The sequence below is a fragment of the Neptuniibacter sp. QD37_11 genome (assembly GCF_047778105.1).
In the GTDB taxonomy this organism is placed as follows: Bacteria; Pseudomonadota; Gammaproteobacteria; order Pseudomonadales; family Balneatricaceae; genus Neptuniibacter.
The window spans coordinates 477,411-497,183 of the sequence record NZ_CP180554.1 but is presented as its reverse complement, the minus strand read 5'-3'; the positions used below and the strand labels follow the sequence as shown (position 1 = coordinate 497,183).

The window sequence follows — 19,773 nt, the reverse complement described above, 5'->3', positions numbered from 1 at the left end:
AGGGTTAGACGATAATCTGTCGACGAATAGTTTCAGGGCGTACGGTTTTGCATAGGGCTTCTTTTTGCCAGTAAGGTGGAATCAAACGCCCCTGATCCAACATTTCAGGTGCAGGATCTTCGTTAAATAAGGTTTTGTAATCTGCTTGCGGAATGACGCGTGCTAATTTGTTTTGCGCATCCACTACAGAGTGATCTTGTTCTTGCTCCATGACGTGGATGTGGCCAATATCACCAGCACCGGGGCCACCATTGGAGCCAATTGAAAGTAAGTAGAAACGGAAGAGTTCGGCGATCTCGTGACCATTCCCATACCCCTCAAAACATACAAGCGGCGCGTGATAGGCCAAATGTTTTTGTAGTCGAGGTGCAGTAGGGCCGCCATCTTGAATGATGCGAGGGTACTTACCACCTTTGCCGTGGGGTTTGAAAAGTGACGGGTGTAGGTCACGTTCACCTTTTAAACTACGCACCGTATTGAATTCAGTGCCAAATAGGCCGGTGTCTGCATTCACGCCAAATGATAATGTACTGGCATGGTAATAGCCTGAGTCATTCATCAAGAGATAATCACTTAAACCCTCGATAGCACGTTCTATATCGCCACCATAATGACGATGAAGCACTTTGCTGAGCAAGCCATCAAGAGCGGGAGCGTAATGCCCGACTGTGATGCCTGTATTCAGTTCGATGCGTATTTGGAATGGGGCAAAGCTCATACGATCATGGCCTCCAGTTCTTGTTTTGTATGCTTTGGCTTCATGGCCTCAAGCATGCCGTTTGAAGTAAATATTTCTGCGCACTTAAGTTCTTCATGGAAACGCAATGGCACTGCCTTTGATGCACCTTTGATTTTTGGTAAAGCTTTTACGCTGGTGGTAAAGCGGCTGTCACAAACCCAGAGCGTACCCTCATCGGATTTACTGCGTAGAAGACGGCCAATGCCTTGACGTAACTTACGCACCATTGCGTGGTGCATGGCTGCTTGAAAAGCTCCGCTTGCTTTTTCAAAGCTGTACCCACGTCGCATAAGGTTGTCGACAAACGTTTCTTCGTACTCGAAATCGGGGGTGCTGTTAGGTAACCTTGTGATCACTAAGTTTTTAAACAGCTGATCACCGTTTAGGCTACGGATCGATACGCCTTCCCAAACAGAAGGGGATATCAAAACTGCGGACGGTGCTTCTTTGAATGCAATAAGGCACTCATCCAATCGGCGATTTGCATGATGGACAATCACAGGGGTATTGCCGATCGCTGTTAATTGCTTGCCTAATGTTTGTGCTTCACGGAAGCTGCCTGTAATCACAAGTGTATGTGAGCTATTTTCACTGGCAGCATTGATTATGTCGCAAGTATTTTTGACCCAAATATCACTCAGGATTGCGCCGACTTCTTCATCTTTGACAAAGGGCAGCGGGTTATTTAAAGGACTTAATGCAAACTTCATCTTGCCAAATGACTTCGGGGAAATTTGAACACTTTCTGCAATATTGTCGGGGTACAGGCCCACCATTCGACAAAGATTGTTGAAGGTTGGAATGTCAGCATGGCCATCTGATAAGGTTGCAGAAGTCATCATCACCGGCACATCATGTTGATGCCAAAGTCGGCTGATAATGCGACCCGGATCTAAACGGATGGTGCTGAGACTAGGGAGGCTTTTTATTGGGCTCCATGACAGTCCTGCACGCGCCATTTCGCCTTCATCCCCTCGTTCGGAACAGAAGCGCTGCACCCAAGACTCAATCTCTTTCAGCTCAACTAATCGAGGTAGGTCGCTGTTTTGAACTTTAGATTTGCCCGCTAACTTATTAACTGATTTCAATTGAGAGAGCAGTTTTTTTAGCTCTTCTTTAATAAGCCCTTTCGCTTCAATGCCATCAGCACTTTCATCGAAGGTTACATGGCGGCTATTACTCCAGTGAGTTTTCAAGTCACTGAGTCGCTCATGCATAGAAAGCGCACAGTCACTTAGTTGCTTAGAAGAAAAGCGGAGTGCGCCATCGGTATTTTTAATCAATCGCTCTGCCAACTTGTGGATGTGGTAGGGCTGCAAGCGCTTATTCATAATTGCTTGAGCCGCCGTTTCTATCCGGTCAGCCTCGTCTACAACAATGGCACCAAATTCCGCTGTTTGACCTCTTAACTGCTCTAACAGTAAGCTTGAGATCGAACACACAATCACTTGTGCTGATTGGCAGTCTTCGCGGTCATTGGTGTATTGCGGATTCTCGTACTCTTTATGATGCTGAAGCAAACAAACATCTTGTGAATGGATATTGTCTGGCAAAGCGCCATGTTCAGCTATCCAGTCACTTACCAAGCCCGTGCCACTGCTTACGGAGCGTTTAACCCATTCATTAAAAAAGGTCCACTCTTCAGGCATAAGACCTGTTGGAAAGCGCTCTTCAATCAAAAGTTCAATACGACTGGGTGCGAAATATTGGTGTCTACCCACACGCAAGGCTGTGTCTAGATTTACATCCAGTGTTTCTTTAACAAACTCAACAGCCACAGGGATATCACTATCAATCAGCTGGTGCTGTAAAGCATTGGTAAAGGTGGCTACGGCCACACGCTCATCGGTGATGGCAGCATAAGCCAATAATGGAATGCTGAACCCAAGACTCTTGCCTGTACCCGTATCACCTTCTAAGAGGCTTACAGGGCGCGCGTGACACAACCAATTAACCACATGCTTCGCATAGCTTGCTTGCTCTGGTACATGATTGAAGCCGCGTGAGACTAACCATCCATCTTTGTGAAAAGCGTAGTCCACCAGCTCACGTAAACGAGATTGCCAAGTCATTAATCCAGCACCTCAAGTTTGATCATGCCGGTGCCACAAGCACGCTTACGGCCAATGCCTTTCAACATTGCTGTTTGAGCAGCAGAAGGATCGACAACTTTGACCATTGCGTTATAGCGACGTGTCATAAAAGAGAAGCGCATCGCACCTTCTTTTTTCTTGTGGTTATTGGCATGGAAGAGCTCTGGCTCTGACCACGTAACACCTTCAAGTTGAAGCCCTTGATTCTCAAATACGCGAGTAGCCCAAGTATCTAGCTCATCTTCAGGCACGAGGATCTCTCGACCGTCAACGCGCTTCAAGGTCGCGATACGGCCTTCAATCCAAACAATCTCATCCTGATCAAACTGATATTCTTTTGGACGCAAATGCTCTCGTAACTCGCCAGCCACTTTCGATTCTGCCGGAAGGCGCACCTCAACATAACTACAATCAGGCTGAGTAGGGTGGGCGTAACTATTGAAAACATAATCGCGCAAACTTTGGTTTTCACCTAGATGGCCATAAAGCACTTTCCAAACAGCTTGATGGACGGCATAGGCATCTTTCATATTAACAGGGATTGTAAAAGCCCCTTCAAGACATTTCATGGGCAGTCCTCTATCGGAATAAGGTTAATAAGCTAAGACGCTCATGCGGATTGACAGGCAAGCTAAGCGCCGCAACGCGACATGCCTCATGCTCCGCAAGAAAGGATTGGAACTGCTCATCGCTTGGCGCAATAGTTCCTCTGCAGTACTTGGCCATAAGCTGGTCAAATTTCTTGTAAGTGGAGGGCTTAAGTTCGCTCTTCAGCAGTGAAAGGGCAAGGTAAGCCTTGCGATTAACCGCGTATTGATGGCTTTCACCACAGACCTGTAGAACATTCTCGCCTTGAGACATTTTCAGATTTTGTACCAAACTTCGTTTCTTGCGACCAAAGTCATCGATAAACAAATAGCGATCAGTAGGCAGATTGTTGACGATATGGTTACGTAGCGCCTTTGCACTTAGGTTTTCAAACTCAAATGGCGGTTCGGCTGCTTCCACAACTTTGTTGTAGTAACCATTATTCAAGAACAGTTTAAAGGATGTGTCCGTAACCAATGCACCACAACCGGTAAGCATTCCCAGCTTAACTGGCGATGGTATTTTCTTTGCGCCACGATAGGACTCAATGCCCGTCTTGTTGATGTCACCTACATAGAGGGTGTGACACGCGGTGCAATGAGTGCTTGTTACGCCATACTGCTTAAAACGAACCGTTTTGTTAGGCTCAAGCCATTCAGCAGCTGGTCGCTGGCAATTAGGACAAAACCCCTCATCAACTTCTTCTATTTCATCCGCAAAGATTTGTCGAAGAGGATAAGAGCCATACGCATAAAGGTAATCGATAGCATGCGCACAACCGTTATCGACTTGCTCCCCATAACGAGACTGCAATTCTTTCTGTGTTGGTGAGGTCATTAATTAACCTTTAATAACATAACTTAGTTTGAGTTTAAAAATTATAATAATAAGTCATTGCTTGTCAATAATAACATAACTTACTTTATAACTTTCCTTACCCTAAATACTTCCCTGTAGCTCTAACGGAGCCTAGGAAGAACTCGCCATATCCATCGACAGTGATACACCGGAACTCAGTGCAAGCTCTGTCCACGATTGAGACTCGACTACCGGATCGTAGTTCTCGTAATCGCTGGTTTCGTTCAGGACATTGAATTGCAGATGACCTTCAGGCGTTAGCTCAACAAGACAATCATCTTCAGGGCGCACGTAGTCCATATCAATGATGTTATTCTCCTCAAGATACGGAAGGTCACCGCATTGCACTTGCTTGGCTAGATAGACACCTTGATGCCCGGGGTACTGTTTCTCTTCAAAACCTGCGTCAGCAAAAGCCTGAATCACGGCCAACGGCAGGATTGCGCACGTATATGCAATTGACATATCTACACCTCTCTAACAGTAACTAGGGGCTCAAAAACCACCCCCATAAAACTTACTCTGTTCCGAATACTTCCGGCTGATCTAGTACTATCTCAGCATCAACAAGACTCTCACCGGGGAAATGCAACGCACCATCTTCTTCACTTAAGTGGCCCGGTAAACCGACCACAAACTCAACAGACTCACGTTGCTTTGCGACAACAGTGAAAGCAGCACTAGAACATGAAGCCTCAACATGGTCACAGACCACCTGCCCACTTTCGGGATAAAAGCTGATCACTGTAAATGGGAATTTTTTCATCACTCTCTCCTCTCATTCAATACCTATTATTATAATGATAATAAACAAAATAACAAGAAGAAAGTTGGCTTAATGACTCTCTGTTAAGGTTCTGCAGTGCATGGATGGCGCGATCGATCTCTGGAGTAGGGGCCCTAGTAAGTCTCGTGATGCACAGCGTTGAGGTAGCGCATTCCATCACGGATTTTACCTTTGTTGCTGATATCTGATTTAAGAATGCCGGATAAGCCGAGACCCATACCCGGCACATCAATGACTGTGACCTTCTCAGCCATATGCCTAGAATACATGCGAGTTTTACCCATGCCGGGCGCTTCACAGATGGTGATCCCTCTTTCACGACGATCACGCCAGTCATACTCAACATGAGAACACAAGACATCAATTGGAGGGGATGTGAACTGAGGCATTTGACCATGTATTGCTGCAGCTACGGCAGCACGAATGGTTGTAGGATGCATTCCAAAAGGACGGTATCTCATGGCTTTCCCTCTACTAACCTTACGGAAATTGGCTGCATAACGCTTCTCTGCTTCAGCATACGCCAGCATAACGTTACGAGCGGCTTCTTCCATCGTACGGCCATAACCCATAATGTCGTTAGTATCATCAAATGGCAGGCCATCAATTTTACCTTTACCAATCCCCATAATCCGAATTTGGAAGGGGCAGGGACAGTGAGGGTGAAACGCTATTGTGTGCGTTTTCTTATACAGGGCTTTAATGTGCTCATTGGGCTCATTTTCAACCAGTTCTTGCCCCCATGTTTTATAAGGTCCCGGTCCGGTCTTCTCAGGATGACTTGGAGAGGTCACAACTACAGCGATCCCTTCACCGTTTTTACTGTCTTCCATTTCATAGGACATATCCATTATGACTGTTCCTTAGTGACTGGGTCTACAAGGTCAAAGGTATCTGGATTGATTCCAATACGGCGCATCACCCGCTCAACTGCATGCGTATCGTTTCGTTGCATCAACTCATCTGTAAGGCTGTTGCCCAAGATGCGCACGCTTACATGGTCGTTCGAATAACGTCTGGTATCTGCATCCAACTCAAGTTCTTTAAGGGCTTTTCTGAAAATGGGAAGCGCTTCAGCATAGCAATGCTCAGCATAACTAACCACCAATAAAACCTGCTCCTCATAAGACAAAAAATCGATACACTCACATAACTTATAGCTATTTTTAAATGCTTTAAGCTGGCCTAAGGTATAAGTGCCAATAGTATCTTTACGGCTATTGCGCTGAAGAGGAAGACTTTCTATTTCAAGGTTCATCAATTCAGCCATGGTATCCATTTTCTTTAAATAGGCGTTGCGACTGTTGACGGCTTTTTTAATTAGATCGCGGTAATGCATAAGGCTTCCTCTCTCATAATATAGGCATTATTATAATGATAAATAACAAACAGTCAATGCATATTCGTGAAAAGCAAGACCTATTATTGGTTAAATACTTCAAGGAGAACTGTAATAGTGAGTAGGGGCTTTGTGCGAGGGTGGACTATACTGGGGCATCAAAATAGAAAATAGGCTTCAGTTGTGTGAAGCCTATCTTGCAGTAACAAACTTATTCGGTCCGTTACTATTTGCAGGCAGAGAGGGTAGCATCAACATAATCCCGATCAAATCCCGGCATAGCGGGCAGGACTGTATCTGAAGGCACTGCATCAATCCATTCTTGTTGCATCTGGTTGACCTCGAGCAGCAGTTTAACTTTAGCTGCATCGGTCAACTCTAACTCCGCAACATTCCACACGTAGCATCCGTTTAGCTCTTGCTCCAGTAGTACTGTTCCATCAGCGATCTCAAACAGTGGAAGCTTAATCGTCGTACAAGGATTGCTTGGAGTGCCATCGTCATTAACAGTGACGTATGGTGAAAAATCCTTCAAAGTGACTTCTGTGCCAATCTGAAACACATCCATTTCATCAAAAGACTCTTTGAAGAAGTCGTTCTCAACCATCTGTTCAATAGCCTTAGGCCAATCCTCCTGTAGTACAACCTCCAGTTCATTTGCATCGCGCACCATCACGTCACGGAAGCATTTAACGCACTGATTACCTGTACTCTGGCTGCGGAATTGCTCAACACCCTGTATGAAAGTGTACCGTCCCATTGGCGTTTCAGGATTGCACGGTGTATTCCGGTACGTCACAATCTGGCCAATTTTCAAGTCTTGCGCCTTGTTGGTAAATCCCGATGTCATGGTCTTACTCCTTATCCTTAATCCATTGAAGCAGTGTAACGCAGGTCACGCCGAACTAGAACCTTAAACTGCATTAGCTAACTCACCCAGTTTGAGTGAGTACCTGTCGATACCAAAGGCCTGAAACATGCGCTGCAACTCATAGAGTGAGTCCTTCTCCACCAACGTCTCTTTGAATGCAGTCACAATAAGATCTGGGCTTTGAAGGACAGTAGCCAGATCACCTGCAGTCAAACCTGTCTTCTTGGGTATTGCACGCTTAATGACATCGCCATACCCGTGATCATCAAGCATGTTGAATAGCTCATTGCCTTTATTGGTGAAACGATCATGTAAGTAGCCACACAAGTAGTTAACCCCATCTTCCATACTTAGGAAGTCAAAAGGGGACAGAGCATCCATTTCAGCTTCTAACTGATTCATGCGTTTATCCATTGCGACTTTCCGCGATTCACTGTCGCAACCACTCTGAACCGGCATCTCATTCACGATATCCCGCATTGCCTGTAGCATCTCTTCCAATACAGCGCGCTGCTGGTCACAAAGATCGACTGCCTTTTTGGCGATTTCAGAGTACTTCATAACTCAAACCTCTTCTGGAGTTGATTTATATTATAATGACAATAACCATAATAGCAAGCAAAGAGGATCATGTAATGCCTTATGTCCGGAGTGGGAGATTGATCTTCAGGCGAAGATTGCCTTTTATTTAATTTGTGTTTTGAAAAATGAGCACTTATTATAACAGTATATAAAAAAAATAAGAGAATTATCATGAAAAAATCAGCGCTATTTGCAGCATTGCTGCTGGCCTCAACAGCCGCGTCGGCTGAGTTTGTGTTTCGTTCAAATGCGGGCATGGAGTTACCTACTCAAGAAGTGGCTCAAGAGGAGTCATCATCTTTTGATGGTACATGTGAAACAGCCAGTGTGGGTGATTTATGTGATATCAATGGTAGTAATTTCTACTACTCGGGGGTATTTAACGGTCAACGTCTTTACCTAGATGCTGTTGATACAGCATCAACTCGTACCCATTTCTGGGGTGCCTACGGTTATGTAGTGGGTGTAAATAATACAGATGGATATGCCAACACCCTTGCAATACGTGATGCTGTTAATGCAGGTGAAGGTACTGGGAACCCCGATGACGGCAATACAAACAATGCTGCTTTGGCTTGCGTAAATAAGGGGGCTGGATGGTATTTGCCAGCTAAGGATGAATTTGAAACGGCCTTTGGCAACTTGGGTGCTTTAACAGGCTCTTCCACATGGTATGAAGGGTTTGGCCTTCAGGGTGCATACTATTATGCTTCGTCAGAACAACACCATGATTACAGTCGATATGCGTATGCAGTACTTCCAGCAAATACTGCACCTTGGGCTTATTCATCTTACGATCATAAAAATAAGGCGTGGTTAGTTCGCTGTGCCTTCAATCCAGCGGTACTCTAAGTGTCGCTCACGCTGAAGTGAGTCTATTTTGTAGCAAAATAGACTGGGGAGTTCTAGGTACAGGTCAGTGGACTTGTACCTAGCGTTATTTAAAGAGCAGTATTTGAATTGATTTTGAATGTAGAGGTTAATGGCACATGGAGGTAGGTACCTTGCTTTATAGTTGCTACGGCGCTGAGGAGCCAAAAATATCATCGTCCACTTTAGTATATTGAACTCCGGGTGCAGTCTTTGGAAGGGAATTGTCTTCTAATTCCGATGCCTCTATAGCAGCTTTTTCAGCTTCGTCTTCATGGCGTTGCTTTTGGTAGAGAGCATTTGCTTGCTTAGCAGGCATGTTAATTACAGCTTGTAGCTCAGGGTCAGTAGTTTCCCTGTCTGCGAGATCAAAGTCCTGAATCATACGGAACTTAAGTTCACGCTCATTCTTAACAGCGTTTGCTTTCTTGATCTCATTTACGAACTCTTGAGTAGGGTAGACCTCATACACTTCATCTACAGTGCGCTTACGGCCATTCGAGCCGGTTTCCTTGATAACGCGCAGGAGCCTATAAGATTCAAGCACGCCCAACTCAATCAGTTCATCAAAGGAGAAGATGAGAGGGTCGCGGCGCTTATTGATCTTCATGTCTTCAGGGGTGTTTAATTGGCCCCAATCCCTTGTCTCCATTAAGAAGATCTCAAACATTCTACCTGTAGCGGCCCAGCGGAATTCATTGCAGAGTTTCTTATAGAGTAGTCGAGTAAGGCTGCCTTTAAACTTCTTAAAACGAGAGTGGTTATAGAGGCGGTATTGTAGCTTTGCTATCTCTTCAGTGATCATGCTGTTAAATACAGCAAAGAACTGATCACCATCATTTGGGTTGTCTCTCTCACCACTGGATAATATTTCATTAATGTGTGTGTATTCCCATTCTTTGAGTTTACCATCTTCACCCACACGCCGGAGTGTGTAGTCAGCCTTCTTAAGAATAGAAAGAGATTCCTTGATGTTGGTAAGGCTCATTTTCTGATGGTCATCAGAAATACGTCGGGCTAGCTCACTGAGAGTAAAGGGGACGCCTATGCGATTCCCATACTGTTCAAGCTTTTCACCTGCAAGCTTCATTAGGGCAGCGAAGACATTTTCTTCTGGAGTGCCCGGATAGAAGTCATATTCTTCGCCATTGCGCTTGCCCGCCGTTGGAGAGATTTCTAGCGTGTAAGCGGTATCATCTAGAATAAAGCTATGTGAGCGCACGCGGTCTGAATCTGTATTTTGAGCCGCTGGGACCTTGGCGTGCTTGCCATTACACCAGTGAGGTAATGAATCATAATGGTTCATTAAGTTGCCGTAATGGCTTTTCTCACTAACGCCGATCTGAAATAGCTGGCCCTGTACGGTCAAGCTCTGATTTTTCTCATTATTTTCTTGAACAGGTACGCTCATTTTTCAAATTCTCTCCCTCATGTATATACCGAAAGATATGAGGTACTTTGAAAGCTGTCAACCGGGGGTTAAAGTACCCCGACCAATCAATATTAATATTTGATATATTCAAAAACCCGATTTGACTAGTATCTTTTTGTGGGTGGGTGGAGAATGAAAGTACCTATTAAAATAGAGGGTGTTTTAAGGTACCTCCATTCTAGGGGTGGGTGGTATATAAACGGAGCTGTAGGCCGCATAATATGCGTTATTCATTAAATTAAAATTGAATTCGGTGCTTCATATAATAATCAAAACTAAATTTTGATAGGGTGGAGAATGAAGGTACCTTTCAGAAGCCTATTTGTCTTAAAAAAAATGTGCTTTTAGTGAAACTTTTTTCATGATTTTATGACTTTTGACTTCAGGTACTTTCATTCTAGGGGGTATTTGGTTGAATTTCGCACAAAAAGTGCTTCCATTTGCCAAGATAGTCCGTTCAGGGGAGCTGGTAATTTGATTTCTCTGAGGTCCCTTCATTTATTGGGCTGGTGAAAGGTAATTACTCTTCGTTTTCATACTAATTTGCTCAGGTACTTTAATTCTCTGGGTGTTTTTGTGTATTTAACTTATTGTTATTTAAAGGGTATTCTCCTAAGGTACTTTCATTCTATAGGCCGATCGGTGTTGGATTTATTCTTCAGAACTGTAGTTTTTTGGCTTAAGGTCCCTTCATTCTAGCGGTTTGCGGCTAGTTTTTAGCCAACATCTGCTTATTTTTATTGGTTTTCTGGTTAAAGAATGCTTTTGACTCAATGAGTTAGTCGATTAGGTACTTTCATTCTCTAGCCTTTTTGAATGTGAGGTACCTCCATTTATCGTCCGTTGTTTAAAGTGGTTGTTGAGCCTTATCGAGCCCTGCATCCAGCGTATTTACTGGGGATTGGGACTTTAGGTACTTTCATTCTATGGGCTGGATTTTTACGCCTATTCTGAAATTATTGCCTTAAAATGTCTGAGTAATGGCGTTTAGGTCCCTTCATTCTCCACCTTATTGGAGGTTTTTTGTTGGTTTACAGGGTGTTTTGATGGTTTTGACTGCTCCGAAAGGCCCGTATTATCAGTCTTTCAGAGTTTAGGTACTTTCATTCTTCACCCTTAAAACGTCTGAGGTACGTCCAATTATCGTGCTATTGGGGAAACGTGATTCATCAGAGTATTTTATTGGAATGTGGCCTGTGCCCCTCGTATTTACTGGTGTTGAGGAGTTTAGGTACTTTCATTCTATGGGCTGGGTTTTTACGTCTATTGGGAAGTTGTTTCCTTAGAATATTTGAATAATGGCGTTTAGGTCCCTTCATTCTCCAACTTATTGGAGGTTTTTTGCTGATTTGTAGGGTGTTTTGATGGTTCAGACTGCTCTGAAATGCCCGTATTATCAGTCTTTCAGCGTTTAGGTACTTTCATTCTACCCCCACCTTTAAACGCCTGAGGTACCTCCATTTGTTGTGCTGTGGAGGGGGTGTGATTTATCAGTGGTTTAGTTGCGATGTTCCTGTATCCCCCGTATTTACTGGGTTGAGGGCTTTAGGTACTTTCATTCTATGGGGGAGGATCAGGGGGGTGAATTAGTAGAGTCGTAATAAAATCGGCTATTTTTTGTGCTTAAGGTTCCTCCATTCTCTAGCTATTTAGCCTCTCAGGTGCCTCCATTTGTCGAATATCGAGGGTTTTTTATCTAGTTTCTTCCTTTGCGGCCTTTGGTTGAGAGGCTTCAAGTTAATTAGGTACTTTCATTCTAGGGGTGTTGAAGTTTAGGTCCCTTCATTCTCCAGTAGCAGCTGTTTGCGATCAGATTTGACGATCTTATGCTGAATAAGGCCCTCTGAGGTACTTTCATTCTCCACCCTAAACCCAATTTACAGCCTAGATGCACTTAAAATGCCGACATTCTCAATTACCAATGACGTTATTGACCATGTTTGGTGATCAAATGATCAGAATGTAAGTAACATGAGGTGTAGGTAGATTATTGGAGGGACCTTTCGTTCACTTCATAAGCAATTTCCTCAGATAATGATGATTGAAGGTACCTTTCGTGAATCTATCTCGTGTTGATCTCAGGTGGGTTGATTATTGGAGGGACCTAATCTCTGATTACTTTGCGTTCATTGATCTCTTTGTGATCAGCGATATGTTAAAATTGAAACCACCTAACCTGTTTAACCAAGGTTTTTATGAAAGCGCACACGCGCGCCCTTTGTGATTACTATTTAAACGATTTTTTGTTTTATTGGGTAAGAGGGTATATGGATTAAGGGTAAAATCCGCAATTTATTGTTTTGGCGGGATTTTTTGGCGCTAAGGACCTGTTAATAAGTGCTATTAGGTCCTTTCAATCTCTATCCAAGGGATTTAAACCTTTCTCTAAGGTACTTTCAATCTCATGGCAAAATGGCTCAAAAATGGGTTATTTACAGTTTTGCACCAGTTATTCATTATTTACTAACAAAAACAGTGGATAAAATTCTAGGTAATTTCCCACTCTGTTGAAAAATCCGTTCATTTGTCCAATAAGGTCCGTTGATTCTAGGGTTTTAGGTCTGCTTTAGTGGTCATGCGGTCTGTAGCGCGATCTTATCCACAGGATGGTGTAGATTGGAGGTACCTTATCACGAGGTTGGCCGCTCGAGATGGAGAATGAAGGGACCTGTTGTTGTTTAGATATAGTTTAGCCAGATTGCCGCCTTGAAGTGATGTTGGTTGTCTTATTAGGCTGGACTTGCGATAGGTGGAGTGTGCATTTATCGACGGCATTCTCGATTTCACGGTATTGCATAGATTGGGACTTGTTATCGTGCCATTGAATAATGTTGCTCCCGATCATTGCGGATTCAGTTAACCCAGTGCTAAAACCATTCTCGCAGATGATAGAGAAGTGAATTTTGGATTGCTCTTCATTTTCTGTAACTTCTGCAGATGCGGAACTAATCGACAAGGCAATTAGGCCTATGGTTAGAAGTCCCTGCTTAGCGATTTGCGATGGGTTGGGCGCCATAGTGCTGTCCTGATAATTGACCTTTATATAATATAATGAAAATCAATATCCAGACAAGCGCTATTTTGGTTTGTGGAATCCTTTGCCCACAACCTCTTCATGGAGTTGGCGCATTTCAGTCAGTATCATTTTTTGATGTGCTTCATTTAATAGGCCAAAGTCATGGCGGTAGCGGGTTGCCATCGACGTCAGGAGTGCTTCGGAAGGTTCAATATCGACCTTAACGGTCCCCTTTTGCTGTTCAACTCGCTGTTCCAGCTGGTTAATCCGGGTGCGGAGCTTCTCTGAGGTCTTTTTTTCTTTAAGTAAGACTTCCTCATAGCCTCCAGCTAATTCCTGCCAGTGCTCAACTGTTTGTGGCATAGATGTGCCTTTTGGGACCAGCGAGGGGATTCGAATTGCCATAACCCCTTCTGGTAGCTTTACAGGGTCTATAGTTACATAGTTCTCAAGGGCTCCCCATTCAACGCCACCGCATTTTTTACAGCAAACTGTTTGATCAAGTACCTCTACATCATCTTCTGTAATGAGGCCGCAGGTTGAGCATGTGAAGAGTTGTATCATCGTTTTTATCCTTTATTAGCGCTTGCTTTACCGGCATCATAGGCCGCTTGCCACATAGCACCTACTTTACCTTTAAATTGTTCTTTTCGCTTCCGTATTTCCTGTACTGAGGTGTGATTACCAATACAGAAAACCAAATTGAAAAGTTCTTCAAGATCCATCTCGCTTGGGCCTATTGCATGAGTGTTTGCATTAGGAGGATCTGAATTTTCAGAAGTCTCGATCAGGCACCATACGCAGTTATTGTTGGTTGAGGAGCTGTGCTGCTCTACTTTTCCTTCAAGTGTTAAGGTAAGCATAATTCTGCGTGCTGACTCAGTGCTGCAAATACCCTGTTCACGGAAGTATCGTGTCGGTAGGGGGCCGTGAGTTTCGAGTTCCTTAAGAACAATAAGCCGTAGTGTTTTCATCGTACACCCAATTCTTTCATAAGTTTGAAAGTTTTCAGCGCTTTTCGGCTTTGGTGCTTATCCCAGTCGCCTACTTCATCGTTTAGGCAGCGTGTTAGCTCATCCCAGTGGGTGATTAGTTTCATCCACTTTTTTGAGATCATTTCAATTTTAGTGAAGTGTTCTCGAATTTCCGGAACCGCTTCCACCAATTTCATGCATCTGTAGAGGTCACGGGGATCACACGGTGGGGAAAGTTCTTCTGGTTCAATGTTACACGCGGTAAAGGCCATGGCTTCCGAACTGATGCCTGTATCACCAGCTGCCATCCATTTAAGGATTTTACGTTCTATCATAAGAGTATTGCTCTTTGTTTTATATTGGATAATATAAAGTAAATTAATTGCATGTGCAATTTTTTGGGTAGCCTTCACAGCAACGCCAAGGTTCTCCTTTTTGCTTAGCATAGTCAAACAGGCTGTGATTTGTGCTGCAGTTCTTACAGGTGAGGGTGACGTTATCAGCGAAGTTGATGCCGTCCAGATCAACCCCATTCTTTTGATGTTCCCATTCCCATTCGTCGTTGCAGCCGCAGTTGCCGCAAATTAGGTGTAATCTTGCACGAGCCATATGCTTGTTCCTATTAGGTTTCAGTGATTTGTTACATGGTGGGTGAGAGGTTGTCTTCTTTTTCCAGCTCCTTCCTTTGTAAATAGAGGAGTGTCTTAATCGGATTACCTTTAACTTCAATGGTTCCCGTTAGGTTTTCGCCACGTATTTTGGCGGCAAAGTAGCGATGATGCCCATCTTCTAGACAGATTTGACCTTGCTGGTTGATGCTGAATTCGACGGGTTCTGATAAATCAACACTGTTAACCCAGTCCATGCCGTCCATTTCAAAGCGATATTCTGGGTTTTCTAGATCAGGATGGATAATGGTGACGTCATTGGGATTGATTTCTATCAAATCATCTGTTGTAGCCCCGTAAGCGGCCCGGTCCAGTACGTCGCAGTCAACGTCAACTAGTGAGTCGTAGGTGTGAGGCCCTTCGGGTAGTGTGCCGACAGGAGTCGGACTTATTAGGGTGAAATCTGGCATAGTGAGCATGTAAAAGCCTTGAGCGTCTAAGATGGTGATGGCTTTTTTTATTATATAATAAATAACAGATGGAGGCAGTAATAGATTCGAGCTGCATTGTGCGTAGTTGATTGTCTTCCAATGCGACAAGCGGTTCTTGTTGGCTGGAGTCTTGTTTTGCGTTGTATCTGAATTCAGGAGGCGGCTTAGAGGTTTGTAGGTGGCTTTTATGTACAAAATTGATATAATGTTATCAAACATACCTTTATTTTTATGGTTTTTGATATGGTTATGACAATTCAGAATGCCAAGGACTTGCAGGTAAGGCTGTCTACTGACTTTAAGGCCAAGCGGAAGTGGTTAAAGCATTCACGGGATAAGGCCTCTGAAGTAACAGGTGTGCCAGCAGCGACCATCCGCCATTTTGAAAACACCGGTGAGATATCACTAAGGCAGTTCCTTATGTTGGCTGAGATCTATGGGGACCTGTCTAACTACGAGAGTAATTTTACTAAACCTAAAGCCAGAACGATGGCTGAGTTAATTAAAATGTCTAAGGACTGATCTATGAAATTACTTACGGTAATGTTCCATGGGTTGCATGAAGGCTCGGTAAGGCTAGGGCAGTTGTCCTATGACAAGCATCTTGGCTATTTTGAGTACGACAAAACGTTCCTTGAGCGTGGTTTAGAGATTTCTCCATTTGCTCTCCCTAGTGGCACCTTACTCTTTGAAGGTGAGTCTGAACCATTTAATGGGCTTCACGGTGTTTTTGCAGACTCGCTGCCAGACGGCTGGGGTTTAAAGCTTATGGATCGTGCGCTAACTCAGGCAGGTATTGATGTGGCTGGATTAACGCCTTTAGATCGCCTCGCGTTTGTAGGTGATCGTGCTATAGGGGCTTTATCTTATGAACCGGATGAAGGTGAATCTATTTATGGTTCGAAAGGTGAGCTACTGGATATAGATTACTTGGCTTCAGAAGCGATTAAAGTCTATACCGGTGAGGTTGATGATGTGATTGAAGAACTGGCTGACAGCTCTGTCTCTCCACAGGGTGCGAGGCCTAAATCATTGATAGCATTAAATGGTGATCAAGCTGTATCAGGGGCGCATGATGCGCCTGAAGGATTTGAGCACTGGTTAATTAAGTATCCGTGCTCTAAGTCTGCAGAGGATAGGGCAGAAGGGTCGATTGAGTACCTCTACTCAGATATGGCTCGTGGTGCAAACATTGATTTCCCTGATACTTTGCTTAAGCCTAGTAAAGATGGCCAGAATGCTTATTTCTTAACTAAACGCTTTGACCGCTTAAATAATCAGCGTATCCATACCCATACCTTGGCAGGGCTAGTAGGTGCGAACTTTAGGGTTTCGGACTATAGCTATGAACAAATGCTCCGGGTCTGCAAGCACCTCTGTCATTCACATTCCGAAATGCTGCAACTCTATAAGCGTATGGTGTTTAATGTCATGGCGGGTAATCGGGATGATCACACTAAAAATTTCTCTTTCGTGATGGATCATCAAGGTCAGTGGCGAAATTCTCAAGCGTACGATATTACGTTTAATCGCGGCATCAATGGTTGGCACTCTATGGCGATAGCTGATGCAGGTCGATTAGTGACGGGAGATAATTTACGGGCGGTGGGTCGTGCCTGTGGGATTCCCAAGAATGAGTCGTATGCTGCTTTTGATGAGGTTGCTACAGCTCTTGAGCAATGGTTTGATGAAGCACCTCACTATATGATCCCGAAATCTAAGTTAGTTGAGATTTCAAAACATATATGTGATTCTAGAAGGTTGATAATGCCTAAGACATTTTCAGTTGATGATCCGGGTAAGCTAGAACCAAAGTGAACGTATCCCCTTTGAAAGTTGGAGTCTTTAAGGGCTGGTGCTTATATGAGTGCACTAGGTCTCGGTTTGTTTCCGCATAGCCCATTCGATGATCTCACGAGCTTCGCTTTCAGTGTAGCCGAAATAATCCTTTTTCATGCGGTATTTGGTCAGCCAGTACCGTAGCCAGACTACGCCCATCATCATCAAGCTAATAATACCGCCAACCCATGCATCTAACCCTAGCGTGATGCTGCCGATGCAGATCGCGATGGCTAGGCTCAGTATGTGGCTAGCCATGGTGGCCTGTTGTTTTTGCTCTTCGAGCATCAGCTCCAGCGCTTCCTGAAGTGTTATAGATCCCTGCATAAATTTGATACCCCAGTTATAATGCGTATTTTAGTCCAGATCGATATCAAAGGTCATCGGTGGCTCGGGTGGCTTAGGCCCATCAAAGACCAACATGGGGCCGTTAAACGGCGATCCCAGCACTTCGATATGGGTGCGTGGTTGGGTGGAGTCGACTTTCGAGACGACGTCTTCATAAGGAACGTCATCAAACCGACCTCGATACCCACTGAGGTAACTAACCCCGATGAAATTCTCACGCACGTAGCTAACGGTGCCGTCAAACGCTTCCTTTTCACCGTGAGCATATTCTCGGATCTTACATAAGACGGTATCACCGACTTTGATGTTATCTGGGCAAGCATAAAAGCCTTTTGTGACTTGAGCTTCAGGGTAGTCCATAATTGCTTCCTTATCTCTCTTTGTAAGCATCTTGCAAATGCACTGAAACTGCAAGGCGTTGCATTAAATTATTCAGGCACGCGTCGATCTTCTCCGGTGCCATGGCATCTATCGATGCCTGTGAACCCCAGAATTTGAGGTCACGACTATCGCTGCGGTTGTACTGGACATCCACAGGGATCAGGTAATTCACTTTACCATCAACGTTAACCTGACAGGACAGGTCGTTCAGAATGTTGGAAGGGACCCGCATCGAACGATTGCCATCCAAGGCTACGGAGTAGCTATCGTCGCCAAAGCGGTATCCTACAGCTTCCACTTCGCTGCCGAGCGGTAATATATCAGGGATCTTATCCACGTTTATTTTAGCACTGCTCGCAGGGGGCGAAGCGCCAACCATATAGCGGGCAATATCACGGGAAATAGGGATTTTGTCAGGCAAAGCGAGGCTAACCTGCCCATCAGCATAGGCAGACGCATCCGGCGCATTGAATGCGCGCTGTATTTGGGGAACTGCATTCAATGCCAGAATGCAGACTGCTGCCACCGACATGAGTTTTACAGTAGACGGTTGTGGTTTTCTCATGAGCCACCTCCGTCTAGTGGTGGCCTCAACAGTCTTCTAAGGTACTTCATGGTACCCTCCAGTATTAAGCTGCTTTTTCTATCTCGCTCTTCATTGAGTCAATAAACAGCTGATCGTATGCATCCACTGCATCTTTCGCAACACTTAGTTTTCTATCCAACTCACTCAGCAAACAGGTGGGCTGTTCTAATCCAGTCACAAAGTCTGTGCCGCCAACAATCTCTCGTACAGTTTCTGAAAGCTTGTTTGCAGATTCCAGCATCTTTGATTGTAAAGCTACTTGCTCAAAAGCCCATCGTTCAGCAGGGCTGGGAGCGTAGCTCTTAATCATTCGGCCTTTTGGGCCTAGCACTTCTACTACATCTTCTTCCGCATTGTACTGGTAGCTATGAGGCATAATCTTTTACCTTTTGGAGATAGGTGCTTTAGTCGAAGTGCTCATACTTCAACTCATTGCTGTAATTATCGGGTGTTACAAAGGGGTCGTTATTTTTGGCGCAACTGGCACAGACTTCACCCATATCATTTGGGCCACCACAGATCGCACAGGGCGGGAACCGACTATCTGATTGTACAGATAAACAATCAGGTCCATTGTCTGGATGTTGGTTACTCATAACAATCCTTCTTGGGGTAATGGCCGCCCTAAGACGGCCAAACCGCTCTTATTTAATCAACTCGCGCTTGGTTGCTCGCACCTTCCAGCGAAATTACATGTGTTGGATCATCACAATTTACATCAGCGTAAGCTCGAAGTTGCAGCTGCCCGTCATATACTTCCACAAACACAGGGAAGCCGCAGTCATCTTCTGAACTATGATCAGTGTAGCCTTCGAAGCACAATGATAAGCCACCAGATTGTTCCATAACAGCATTGCCATAAACCGGCTCACCACCTTCACTTCCAGCACCATCATTAATAATAAACGGTACTTTGAAATCGCGCTTGATTAGCATGGACTGACGAAGCGTGCGAATGTATTTAACGTCCTGATCAGTCAGTGCTCTTCCCAGAGGAATATCTAATGCATCCGCATCTTCCTGCTCCATCTCCCAATCATCCTGTCCGTCATATGGGGACCAGATGTTATTGCGCAAGCTTGGAAGTTCGCCATCTGGATAGACGGAAACCAAAGCAGAGCAGCGCTCTCCATCATCCATCTGCTCAAAATCTTCTAGTGGCGATACGCCTACAATATCACCGCCACAACGAAGGGCAACCGCTCTGGCAATATCCTGAATGAAGTTACTATGCTCCTCTGGGTGGTTCATATGCATTTTTGCATCAGGGTCTACTAGAAGGGCGGTTACAATCTCAGCCAGCTCAGCGGGGGTAATATGCTTAGACATAGTTAATTTCCTCTCTCAATTTAATATATATTATAAGGAAAA

The 19,773-nt window shown here is 44.4% G+C and carries 26 protein-coding genes; 4 read left to right on the top strand and 22 right to left on the bottom strand.

Annotated features, from left to right (window positions below; genetic code table 11):
• Window positions 1-4 precede the first annotated feature (4 nt).
• From ACMXYT_RS20430 to ACMXYT_RS20385, 10 genes are all read right to left on the bottom strand, one after another.
• A complete protein-coding gene (locus ACMXYT_RS20430; protein WP_415912241.1) occupies window positions 5-718 on the bottom strand; it encodes a hypothetical protein in 714 nt (237 codons plus the stop codon).
• The gene (locus ACMXYT_RS20425; protein ID WP_415912240.1) at window positions 715-2,811 is read right to left on the bottom strand and encodes an ATP-dependent DNA helicase; all 2,097 of its coding nucleotides are present in this window, start codon (window positions 2,809-2,811) and stop codon (window positions 715-717) included. The genes ACMXYT_RS20430 and ACMXYT_RS20425 overlap by 4 nt, the downstream gene beginning before the upstream one ends.
• Entirely contained in the window at window positions 2,811-3,401 is a 591-nt protein-coding gene (locus tag ACMXYT_RS20420; protein ID WP_415912239.1) for a type I-E CRISPR-associated protein Cas6/Cse3/CasE, read from the bottom strand. Before ACMXYT_RS20420 ends, ACMXYT_RS20425 begins: the two co-directional genes overlap by 1 nt.
• Before the next feature lie 10 nt (window positions 3,402-3,411).
• Window positions 3,412-4,257, bottom strand: coding sequence for a hypothetical protein (locus ACMXYT_RS20415; protein ID WP_415912238.1), 846 nt, complete (start codon window positions 4,255-4,257; stop codon window positions 3,412-3,414).
• Window positions 4,258-4,389: 132 nt separating this feature from the next.
• On the bottom strand, window positions 4,390-4,743 hold the full coding sequence (locus tag ACMXYT_RS20410; protein ID WP_415912237.1) for a hypothetical protein: 354 nt from the start codon (window positions 4,741-4,743) through the stop codon (window positions 4,390-4,392).
• 52 nt (window positions 4,744-4,795) lie between these two features.
• Complete coding sequence (locus ACMXYT_RS20405; RefSeq protein ID WP_415912236.1) at window positions 4,796-5,044, bottom strand: hypothetical protein; 249 nt, start codon at window positions 5,042-5,044, stop codon at window positions 4,796-4,798.
• Window positions 5,045-5,178: 134 nt separating this feature from the next.
• Window positions 5,179-5,916 carry a hypothetical protein gene (locus ACMXYT_RS20400; RefSeq protein WP_415912235.1) on the bottom strand — a complete coding sequence of 246 codons (738 nt, stop codon included), beginning with the start codon at window positions 5,914-5,916 and terminating at the stop codon, window positions 5,179-5,181.
• Complete coding sequence (locus ACMXYT_RS20395; RefSeq protein WP_415912234.1) at window positions 5,916-6,404, bottom strand: hypothetical protein; 489 nt, start codon at window positions 6,402-6,404, stop codon at window positions 5,916-5,918. Before ACMXYT_RS20395 ends, ACMXYT_RS20400 begins: the two co-directional genes overlap by 1 nt.
• Window positions 6,405-6,630: 226 nt before the next feature.
• Complete coding sequence (locus ACMXYT_RS20390; protein WP_415912233.1) at window positions 6,631-7,254, bottom strand: hypothetical protein; 624 nt, start codon at window positions 7,252-7,254, stop codon at window positions 6,631-6,633.
• A gap of 63 nt (window positions 7,255-7,317) precedes the next feature.
• A complete protein-coding gene (locus ACMXYT_RS20385; RefSeq protein WP_415912232.1) occupies window positions 7,318-7,836 on the bottom strand; it encodes a hypothetical protein in 519 nt (172 codons plus the stop codon).
• Between the two features lie 192 nt (window positions 7,837-8,028).
• Between ACMXYT_RS20385 and ACMXYT_RS20380 the strand changes: the two genes are divergently transcribed.
• A complete protein-coding gene (locus tag ACMXYT_RS20380) occupies window positions 8,029-8,709 on the top strand; it encodes a hypothetical protein (RefSeq protein ID WP_415912231.1) in 681 nt (226 codons plus the stop codon).
• A 166-nt stretch (window positions 8,710-8,875) separates the two neighbouring features.
• Here the strand turns inward: ACMXYT_RS20380 and ACMXYT_RS20375 are convergent, their stop codons facing one another.
• From ACMXYT_RS20375 to ACMXYT_RS20355, 5 genes are all read right to left on the bottom strand, one after another.
• On the bottom strand, window positions 8,876-10,138 hold the full coding sequence (locus ACMXYT_RS20375; protein WP_415912230.1) for a hypothetical protein: 1,263 nt from the start codon (window positions 10,136-10,138) through the stop codon (window positions 8,876-8,878).
• Between the two features lie 2,710 nt (window positions 10,139-12,848).
• Window positions 12,849-13,175, bottom strand: coding sequence for a hypothetical protein (locus ACMXYT_RS20370; protein ID WP_415912229.1), 327 nt, complete (start codon window positions 13,173-13,175; stop codon window positions 12,849-12,851).
• Between the two features lie 60 nt (window positions 13,176-13,235).
• Entirely contained in the window at window positions 13,236-13,739 is a 504-nt protein-coding gene (locus ACMXYT_RS20365) for a hypothetical protein (protein WP_415912228.1), read from the bottom strand.
• A gap of 5 nt (window positions 13,740-13,744) precedes the next feature.
• Window positions 13,745-14,149 carry a hypothetical protein gene (locus tag ACMXYT_RS20360; RefSeq protein ID WP_415912227.1) on the bottom strand — a complete coding sequence of 135 codons (405 nt, stop codon included), beginning with the start codon at window positions 14,147-14,149 and terminating at the stop codon, window positions 13,745-13,747.
• Window positions 14,146-14,484, bottom strand: coding sequence for a hypothetical protein (locus ACMXYT_RS20355; RefSeq protein WP_415912226.1), 339 nt, complete (start codon window positions 14,482-14,484; stop codon window positions 14,146-14,148). The genes ACMXYT_RS20360 and ACMXYT_RS20355 overlap by 4 nt, the downstream gene beginning before the upstream one ends.
• Before the next feature lie 100 nt (window positions 14,485-14,584).
• Between ACMXYT_RS20355 and ACMXYT_RS20350 the strand changes: the two genes are divergently transcribed.
• On the top strand, window positions 14,585-14,737 hold the full coding sequence (locus ACMXYT_RS20350; RefSeq protein WP_415912225.1) for a hypothetical protein: 153 nt from the start codon (window positions 14,585-14,587) through the stop codon (window positions 14,735-14,737).
• Between the two features lie 52 nt (window positions 14,738-14,789).
• Here the strand turns inward: ACMXYT_RS20350 and ACMXYT_RS20345 are convergent, their stop codons facing one another.
• Window positions 14,790-15,236 carry a hypothetical protein gene (locus tag ACMXYT_RS20345; protein WP_415912224.1) on the bottom strand — a complete coding sequence of 149 codons (447 nt, stop codon included), beginning with the start codon at window positions 15,234-15,236 and terminating at the stop codon, window positions 14,790-14,792.
• Between the two features lie 255 nt (window positions 15,237-15,491).
• Here ACMXYT_RS20345 and ACMXYT_RS20340 point away from each other — a divergent pair, with 255 nt between their 5' ends.
• Window positions 15,492-15,770, top strand: a complete 279-nt coding sequence (locus ACMXYT_RS20340) for a helix-turn-helix domain-containing protein (protein ID WP_415912223.1) — start codon at window positions 15,492-15,494, stop codon at window positions 15,768-15,770.
• 3 nt (window positions 15,771-15,773) lie between these two features.
• On the top strand, window positions 15,774-17,066 hold the full coding sequence (locus ACMXYT_RS20335) for a type II toxin-antitoxin system HipA family toxin (protein WP_415912222.1): 1,293 nt from the start codon (window positions 15,774-15,776) through the stop codon (window positions 17,064-17,066).
• 54 nt (window positions 17,067-17,120) lie between these two features.
• Here the strand turns inward: ACMXYT_RS20335 and ACMXYT_RS20330 are convergent, their stop codons facing one another.
• The 6 genes from ACMXYT_RS20330 to ACMXYT_RS20305 form a co-directional block, all read right to left on the bottom strand.
• Window positions 17,121-17,414 (bottom strand): hypothetical protein, encoded by a 294-nt coding sequence (locus ACMXYT_RS20330; protein ID WP_415912221.1) that lies wholly within the window; start codon window positions 17,412-17,414, stop codon window positions 17,121-17,123.
• Between the two features lie 30 nt (window positions 17,415-17,444).
• Window positions 17,445-17,795 (bottom strand): hypothetical protein, encoded by a 351-nt coding sequence (locus tag ACMXYT_RS20325; RefSeq protein ID WP_415912220.1) that lies wholly within the window; start codon window positions 17,793-17,795, stop codon window positions 17,445-17,447.
• A 10-nt stretch (window positions 17,796-17,805) separates the two neighbouring features.
• Window positions 17,806-18,381: a hypothetical protein gene (locus ACMXYT_RS20320; protein WP_415912219.1), complete on the bottom strand. Its 576-nt coding sequence runs from the start codon at window positions 18,379-18,381 to the stop codon at window positions 17,806-17,808.
• A gap of 64 nt (window positions 18,382-18,445) precedes the next feature.
• On the bottom strand, window positions 18,446-18,778 hold the full coding sequence (locus tag ACMXYT_RS20315) for a hypothetical protein (protein WP_415912218.1): 333 nt from the start codon (window positions 18,776-18,778) through the stop codon (window positions 18,446-18,448).
• Window positions 18,779-18,806: 28 nt separating this feature from the next.
• Entirely contained in the window at window positions 18,807-18,998 is a 192-nt protein-coding gene (locus ACMXYT_RS20310) for a hypothetical protein (protein ID WP_415912217.1), read from the bottom strand.
• Window positions 18,999-19,050: 52 nt separating this feature from the next.
• Window positions 19,051-19,731, bottom strand: a complete 681-nt coding sequence (locus tag ACMXYT_RS20305) for a hypothetical protein (protein WP_415912216.1) — start codon at window positions 19,729-19,731, stop codon at window positions 19,051-19,053.
• Window positions 19,732-19,773 lie beyond the last annotated feature (42 nt).

What these genes read in the sequence shown, in the direction of transcription:
- ACMXYT_RS20415 (WP_415912238.1), bottom strand. Translation starts at nt 4,257, where the DNA reads ATGACCTCACCAACACAGAAAGAATTGCAGTCTCGTTATGGGGAGCAA.
- ACMXYT_RS20425 (WP_415912240.1), bottom strand. Translation starts at nt 2,811, where the DNA reads ATGACTTGGCAATCTCGTTTACGTGAGCTGGTGGACTACGCTTTTCAC.
- ACMXYT_RS20335 (WP_415912222.1), top strand. Translation starts at nt 15,774, where the DNA reads ATGAAATTACTTACGGTAATGTTCCATGGGTTGCATGAAGGCTCGGTA.
- ACMXYT_RS20400 (WP_415912235.1), bottom strand. Translation starts at nt 5,916, where the DNA reads ATGGATATGTCCTATGAAATGGAAGACAGTAAAAACGGTGAAGGGATC.
- ACMXYT_RS20330 (WP_415912221.1), bottom strand. Translation starts at nt 17,414, where the DNA reads ATGCAGGGATCTATAACACTTCAGGAAGCGCTGGAGCTGATGCTCGAA.
- ACMXYT_RS20355 (WP_415912226.1), bottom strand. Translation starts at nt 14,484, where the DNA reads ATGATAGAACGTAAAATCCTTAAATGGATGGCAGCTGGTGATACAGGC.
- ACMXYT_RS20310 (WP_415912217.1), bottom strand. Translation starts at nt 18,998, where the DNA reads ATGAGTAACCAACATCCAGACAATGGACCTGATTGTTTATCTGTACAA.
- ACMXYT_RS20345 (WP_415912224.1), bottom strand. Translation starts at nt 15,236, where the DNA reads ATGCTCACTATGCCAGATTTCACCCTAATAAGTCCGACTCCTGTCGGC.
- ACMXYT_RS20405 (WP_415912236.1), bottom strand. Translation starts at nt 5,044, where the DNA reads ATGAAAAAATTCCCATTTACAGTGATCAGCTTTTATCCCGAAAGTGGG.
- ACMXYT_RS20365 (WP_415912228.1), bottom strand. Translation starts at nt 13,739, where the DNA reads ATGATACAACTCTTCACATGCTCAACCTGCGGCCTCATTACAGAAGAT.
- ACMXYT_RS20340 (WP_415912223.1), top strand. Translation starts at nt 15,492, where the DNA reads ATGGTTATGACAATTCAGAATGCCAAGGACTTGCAGGTAAGGCTGTCT.
- ACMXYT_RS20385 (WP_415912232.1), bottom strand. Translation starts at nt 7,836, where the DNA reads ATGAAGTACTCTGAAATCGCCAAAAAGGCAGTCGATCTTTGTGACCAG.
- ACMXYT_RS20420 (WP_415912239.1), bottom strand. Translation starts at nt 3,401, where the DNA reads ATGAAATGTCTTGAAGGGGCTTTTACAATCCCTGTTAATATGAAAGAT.
- ACMXYT_RS20370 (WP_415912229.1), bottom strand. Translation starts at nt 13,175, where the DNA reads ATGGCGCCCAACCCATCGCAAATCGCTAAGCAGGGACTTCTAACCATA.
- ACMXYT_RS20315 (WP_415912218.1), bottom strand. Translation starts at nt 18,778, where the DNA reads ATGCCTCATAGCTACCAGTACAATGCGGAAGAAGATGTAGTAGAAGTG.
- ACMXYT_RS20410 (WP_415912237.1), bottom strand. Translation starts at nt 4,743, where the DNA reads ATGTCAATTGCATATACGTGCGCAATCCTGCCGTTGGCCGTGATTCAG.
- ACMXYT_RS20375 (WP_415912230.1), bottom strand. Translation starts at nt 10,138, where the DNA reads ATGAGCGTACCTGTTCAAGAAAATAATGAGAAAAATCAGAGCTTGACC.
- ACMXYT_RS20390 (WP_415912233.1), bottom strand. Translation starts at nt 7,254, where the DNA reads ATGACATCGGGATTTACCAACAAGGCGCAAGACTTGAAAATTGGCCAG.
- ACMXYT_RS20395 (WP_415912234.1), bottom strand. Translation starts at nt 6,404, where the DNA reads ATGCATTACCGCGATCTAATTAAAAAAGCCGTCAACAGTCGCAACGCC.
- ACMXYT_RS20305 (WP_415912216.1), bottom strand. Translation starts at nt 19,731, where the DNA reads ATGTCTAAGCATATTACCCCCGCTGAGCTGGCTGAGATTGTAACCGCC.
- ACMXYT_RS20320 (WP_415912219.1), bottom strand. Translation starts at nt 18,381, where the DNA reads ATGAGAAAACCACAACCGTCTACTGTAAAACTCATGTCGGTGGCAGCA.
- ACMXYT_RS20360 (WP_415912227.1), bottom strand. Translation starts at nt 14,149, where the DNA reads ATGAAAACACTACGGCTTATTGTTCTTAAGGAACTCGAAACTCACGGC.
- ACMXYT_RS20380 (WP_415912231.1), top strand. Translation starts at nt 8,029, where the DNA reads ATGAAAAAATCAGCGCTATTTGCAGCATTGCTGCTGGCCTCAACAGCC.
- ACMXYT_RS20325 (WP_415912220.1), bottom strand. Translation starts at nt 17,795, where the DNA reads ATGGACTACCCTGAAGCTCAAGTCACAAAAGGCTTTTATGCTTGCCCA.
- ACMXYT_RS20430 (WP_415912241.1), bottom strand. Translation starts at nt 718, where the DNA reads ATGAGCTTTGCCCCATTCCAAATACGCATCGAACTGAATACAGGCATC.